We start from the raw sequence: 5,742 nt of genomic DNA, 5'->3' as shown, positions 1-5,742 counted from the left end.
ATGCGTGCCTGCGACGCCTGCCGATATGGGCGGTGCAGTAATCGGCCCGGAGGATATCAGGAGATTTTCGGGACGCAGACACATTATCGGTCTCGGGGAGATGATGAATTATCCCGGGGTCATATCCGGCCAGGATGATGTCTACGAAAAGCTGGAGATCTTCGATATCATAGACGGACACTGCCCGGGCCTGAGCGGAAAGGAGCTCAATGCGTACGTCATGCAGGGTATAGGAAGCGAGCACGAATGCACGAATCTTTCCGAGGCACGTGAAAAGCTGAAGGCGGGTATGCACATCTTCATGAGGGAAGGCTCGACCGAGAAGAACCTTAAGGCTCTTGCCCCCCTGATCGATGATATTACGGTTTCAAGGTGCTCGTTTGCAACCGACGACAGGCATGCGGACATGCTCTGTAATTCGGGGCATATCGATGACTGTATCAGAAAGGCGATCGGGTACGGTATCAGGCCGGAGCTTGCATACAGGATGGCGACGCTATCCGCCTCAGATCATTTCCGCCTGTACGATCGTGGTGCGGTATCTCCCGGAAGGAGGGCCGACTTCTGTATAATCGATGATTCGGATGTATTTGAAGTCCGAAAGACATACGTCGGCGGCAAAGAGTTCACCGATCCCGGCCACTCTCCTCCGGGCAGGATCAAATATGATTTCAATCTTCGCGTGCCGGAAAAGAGCGGAATGCGGATAAAAGGAGCGGGGACGGCAAAGGTCATCTCGATCGTCGAAGGGGAGATCCTCACGAAGAGGCTCGACATCAAACTCGACGGAGGTTCCGTTCCGGATCTGGATAACGATATCCTGAAGGTCGTAGTCTGCGACAGGTACAGGGGCGGGGGATTCGGCACCGGGCTTGTAAAGGGCTTCGGTCTGAAGAGGGGTGCGATCGCATCCAGCGTATCCCACGACTGCCATAATGTGGTCGCCGTCGGAGTGTCCGATGAGGAGATCATCGAAGCGATAAGATGCGTGGCTTCCGGCAGGGGCGGAATGGCGGCAGTCTGCGGTGAAAAATCAGCAGTTCTCCCGTTCGAATGCGGCGGGATAATGTCGGATCTTCCCTACGAATCTGTTGTTGACGAACTTGCCCGTATAAACGAATTGGTTAAGGAGATGACGCCTTTAAAAGATCCGTTCATGTATCTCTCATTCCTTGCACTGACTGTAATCCCCGAACTGAGGATCACCAACCGGGGCCTGTTCGACGTGAATTCTTTTAGTGATGTGCCTGTCTTTGATTAAAAAGACAACAGCATTTTTCCGGAGATTAGCGAAAGCAGGAGTATGATCACCGGTTGGTGAACGAGGTATATAATGAGTGAATGCCTGCCGATCAGCTGTATGAATTCGGGAGCAGGTATCTTTACAGATTTCAGACGGATTCTTTCTCTTCCGTCCGGGTACATGAAAGCCGAGAACGCAAGACCTGCGAGGAAATAACCGAACCACGGGATCAGCGGTTTATAATCCAGGGTGGAAAAGTCCGGTGTATGTATTCCGATGATTGTTAGTGCAGGGTCTCCGCTTACGCCCTGTATAAGCAGTCCGGCGAGGATTATCGCAGCTGCGATGTAGATATTCTTAACAGAGAACCTGAAGAAGAGGGGCGCAAGGATTATCGAAAGGCCGATCAGGTGAAGCGTCCCGAAGATTATTGCACTTTTTGGTGCGAAGAACCAGGTCACGGCTGTTATTCCAAGCCCGATTGAGAATATGAACAGGCCTCTTTTCAGGAATTTGATCATGATTCCTTTTTCATCGAGCCTGCACTCCGCTCTCATCCGGCTGATCCAGGCCGAGATTCCCGCGATGAAGACGAAAAGGAACCCGGTGATATACCCGAAGCCACCCCAGAAGCCCGAATGTATATCGATATTGAAGAGGCCGAAATAGTATAGGTCGAAGACGGTATGAAAGAGGATCATCATCAGTACTGCAGTTCCCCTGAACAGATCGATCTCTGGGATTCTCCTTATAACTGTCCCGTTGTTCATAACGATCAAAAACCTCCAGGATTTATTTGCGCCGTGATAAATTATTCCTGACTATCGGTTCCCGGGAATATAATATGGGAATTTATGGAAAAAAACCTCTACGGCCTCCCCTGTTTGGCCGTAAAAAAGAGTGATCTGATCTCCCGGTATTACAGGATTCAGAGATTCAGCACGATTCTCAGGTCGTCGAATTTTTCGAGAACATGGTCCGGCTTTATTGACGGGAACGGCGTCTTCAGCCAGTCGCCGTATTTTGCATATACCGTAGTGAGGCCGAGCTTGTTTCCCGGCTCGATCTCTCTTTTAGGGCTGTCGCCGACGACCATCGTCTCTTCCGGGGTCGTCTCCATGATCTCCATCGCGCTGAAGAAATTCACAGGGTCGGGTTTTCTCTTCCCTGTTACATCCGGGGTTATTACAGACTCGAAATAGTCATATAACTCGAGTTTTGTCAGCCTCTTTTTTGCCTGTATGCTGTCTGCATCGGTGACGACTGTAAGCCTCATACCCGATTCGTGCAGTTCCCGGATCAGTTCCGTCACTCCCGGGTACAGGGTGATCGAAGAGAGTTTGACGTCTTCATAGATGCATGAGGCGTTTTCGAACAGGGATTCGTCCGATACACCGAGATCGGTCATATAATCCCTGATATTTTCAGGATCTTCAAAACCGCGTCTTCCCGACAGAAAATACCTGAACAGCTCCTGCCCGTTCCCTGCACCGATCGTTCCGCAAGCCTTTTCACACGCAAGGATTTTGGCATCGAAGAAGTTATAGAGCGTATTGTCCATATCGAAGATTATGCCTTTTACAGGTCCGGGTAAAGGTTCTTTTGTATTGCTCATCTCTTGTCAGTCAGGTTTGTCGTGAATTTATAATATTATTTACAATATTGCAAGAGCATGGTGTCTTCCTGTAAAGTGATCCCGACATCACCGGGTTTAAAAAGTAAATTTTTTTAATGTAGCCATACAGTCTTATTTCAGGAAGCTAATTTCCGGGGGGTCAGACATGCAAATAAATTACGGACAAAAACCGGAGGAGCCTTTATGATATCCGGTTTTCCGGGCGATACTGAAGAGAGTATTTATGATATGTCCGAAGGAGCTAATTTTATTCTTGATGAAAATCATCAGCTGCTTGCGGCAAATTCATCATTTTTCGCGATAACAGGACTTGATTATGCGATTTTGGAGGACAACCTGAATTTCCTGTCCCTGGTTCCTGATTCTGAAGTCCTGCTCTTCATGAATTTTTTTAAAAAACGCCTTGATGATCCTTACAACTCCCCGAAAACGTCAGAGTTCAGGGTTCTTGATTCCGGTAAGAACGAGCATAAATTAATTTTGACTGCCGCAAGGATCCCTGAGACGAGGAAGATCTTCATATCTTCTCTTGAACTCGGGATGAACCTTTCCCAGGGAGAAATCGGTGAAACCGGGGGTGAGATGAGCGACGATGCAGGACAAATATCTGGCACCGGCGGCCCCGGAAGGCTCTCCGACCAGTATTTTCATTTCAGTTATCTCGTCGAGAACCAGCACGAACCGGTTTTTGTCCTGGTGGGGTCTGTAATAGTATATGTAAACGAGGCGGGGATTCGTTTCCTGGGAGTGGACAACCGCTATGATATCATAGGGAAATCGCCGTATGATTTCCTGGACAAGGACACAAAAAACAGGCTGATAAACGTATTTAGGGAAATGAAATCCAAGAAGGTCAGGCATCCCGTGGAGGAATCCTTAAGAATCAGAGGGGGGGAGTTGATTGACGTCGAGATCTCGTCCGTGCCTATTATTTATGAAGGGATTGCAGGTTCCCAGTACCAGATCCGGGATATAACCTCCAGGAAGAGATCTGAAGAGCAGGCAGTTTTAAGGCTCCGGCAGATTGAGATTGTAAATTCGGTCCTTGAATCAACGGTATACGGTTTTTCGCTCCCCGAAATTCTTGAAAATGTCCTGAAAAAGATACTTGAAAGTTTTGAGATCCAGTCCTGCTTTGTATACCTGAAGAATAATGATCCTTCTACTGCACGGCTGGCATCGTCGCTGAATGTTCCGATCTGGTTTAAAGAGCGATACAACCTGATCAATATCCGTGAATGGCCCTACAATATAATTTTTTACGGGGGGCAGCCGAGGTATATCGAAAATCTCCCCGACAGACCTCCGGGCGTCTTCGATGTAAAGATACTTGAAGACCTGGGGGCGATATCGTATGCGGGAATCCCGGTTTTTTCCGAAAAAAATGTCGTAGGGGTATTTTACGTCACAAAAGGCGATAATTCCTGCTTCACTCCTTTTGAAAAGGCCACTCTCGAAGAGATCGGAAAGGAGGTCGGGTCTGCGGTTGTTAAAGGTTTAGTCGAGGAAAAGTTCGGGACCGAGTATAATGCGATAAAGGATCTCCTGGGTATTGCCCTAAAAGAGAATGACAGGATCTGGAATACGATCATAAGCCACAGGTGGGACAAAGGAGATGGTTCTGCCGGCGGTTCCGACTGCCGGATGGATCTTATAAATGAGATCGGTCCGAGGATGGATATAATAAACAACCTGCGTGTCGTCTATGATTTTCTCATAGACGAAAACAGGTGCTTAAAACCGATATGTATCGATTCGGTTATAAGAAGTGCAATCTATCATTTCGCAGGTGCTTCGATCGAATACGATCGTGCTCTTTATTTCGTCTTTGCGGATGACAATCTCTCCTACGTTTTTATAAATATCCTGAATATGTTCAGTCTCAACCGGGAGGATTTTTCCCTTAATATAAGGCATAGCATCAGGAACGGTGAGATCTCCGTAATCATATCCGACAGGGACAGGTCGGGAGTAATTGATAATATCGAAGGCATGCTTAACGTTCAGCCTGAAGAGGCTCTCCGCCCTTCGAATATCGCCATGTATGCAACGAGGATGCTGGTTGCGGCTTATAACGGAACAATCGGTATTCTGAAATCGGAAGAGGATGGAGAAGCGGAGAAATCCCTGGTAATTACATTGAAGAGATACGGCAGAAGCTGAATCAGTTTTCCCTGACGTAGTCGAGGTATGCTTCCGCGAGTTCGATAATTACCGCCGGATTATTCCCGCATATGCTTATCAATGCTTCCTGCTGCCTTACATCGGGAGGTTTTTTTGCTCCCGAGAATGCCCGGATGAATGCTGCGAACAGGTCCCTGTGGGTGACTTCGCCTTCGAACGACGATTCCTGTACTACTTTCAGGAAGACGGCAAGCCGCTCCGGATCGTTCATATTGAGAAGCCTGAAGAGGTTTTCGATTCCTTCTTCGGCCATCGTCTGTGCTTTCAGGAGTCCTATCGGATGTTTTTCACCTGCCGATACGAGGGCCTTGCCGATGAAGTTTTTATCCCGCTCCGCGATTTTATCGAAGGGGATGTCGTCTTCGATCGTGTAATGGCTCATCTCGCCGAAATCCCTCAGGTCGATGACCATTCCCGGACTGAGTCTGGTCTTTCTCGAATATTTCAGTTTTATTATCGAAAACGCGGACATCGTGATCGCGTATACTTCAAAATTGCTCGATTTCCCGGGGGCCGGATTAGAGATTACGGCGATATATACTATGTCCTTTAAAGAGGGCGGCAGGCGGGGCCTTTTTTTGTCCGGATCTTTTTTTTGGTCATCCATGTTATCGGTGTCTCTTTTGGTTGACTTTCTTGTTTGAAATAATTATTCCGGTGGGTTCTTCGTAAATTATAT

The 5,742-nt window shown here is 47.9% G+C and carries 5 protein-coding genes; 2 read left to right on the top strand and 3 right to left on the bottom strand.

Features of this window, described 5'->3' with window-relative positions; genetic code table 11:
* Positions 1–1,261, top strand: a 1,261-nt coding sequence (locus METPAY_RS12855) for an adenine deaminase C-terminal domain-containing protein (RefSeq protein WP_048152973.1), incomplete at its 5' end; no start/stop codon positions are given.
* Here the strand turns inward: METPAY_RS12855 and METPAY_RS12850 are convergent.
* Together METPAY_RS12850 and METPAY_RS12845 are read right to left on the bottom strand one after the other, a co-directional pair.
* On the bottom strand, positions 1,258–2,013 hold the full coding sequence (locus tag METPAY_RS12850; protein ID WP_048152961.1) for a DUF1624 domain-containing protein: 756 nt from the start codon (positions 2,011–2,013) through the stop codon (positions 1,258–1,260). The two genes, METPAY_RS12855 and METPAY_RS12850, sit on opposite strands and share 4 nt — an antisense overlap.
* Positions 2,014–2,171: 158 nt before the next feature.
* Positions 2,172–2,858, bottom strand: coding sequence for an HAD family hydrolase (locus tag METPAY_RS12845; RefSeq protein ID WP_048152960.1), 687 nt, complete (start codon positions 2,856–2,858; stop codon positions 2,172–2,174).
* Between the two features lie 204 nt (positions 2,859–3,062).
* Here METPAY_RS12845 and METPAY_RS12840 point away from each other — a divergent pair, with 204 nt between their 5' ends.
* A complete protein-coding gene (locus tag METPAY_RS12840; protein ID WP_048152959.1) occupies positions 3,063–5,042 on the top strand; it encodes a GAF domain-containing protein in 1,980 nt (659 codons plus the stop codon).
* 1 nt (position 5,043) lies between these two features.
* On the opposite strand, the gene METPAY_RS12835 is transcribed toward METPAY_RS12840, so the two are convergent.
* Positions 5,044–5,670 carry a hypothetical protein gene (locus METPAY_RS12835; protein WP_048152958.1) on the bottom strand — a complete coding sequence of 209 codons (627 nt, stop codon included), beginning with the start codon at positions 5,668–5,670 and terminating at the stop codon, positions 5,044–5,046.
* Positions 5,671–5,742 lie beyond the last annotated feature (72 nt).

The sequence above is a fragment of the Methanolacinia paynteri genome, assembly GCF_000784355.1.
Classification (GTDB): domain Archaea; phylum Halobacteriota; class Methanomicrobia; order Methanomicrobiales; family Methanomicrobiaceae; genus Methanolacinia; species Methanolacinia paynteri.
This window is presented reverse-complemented; position numbering and strand designations above follow the sequence as displayed.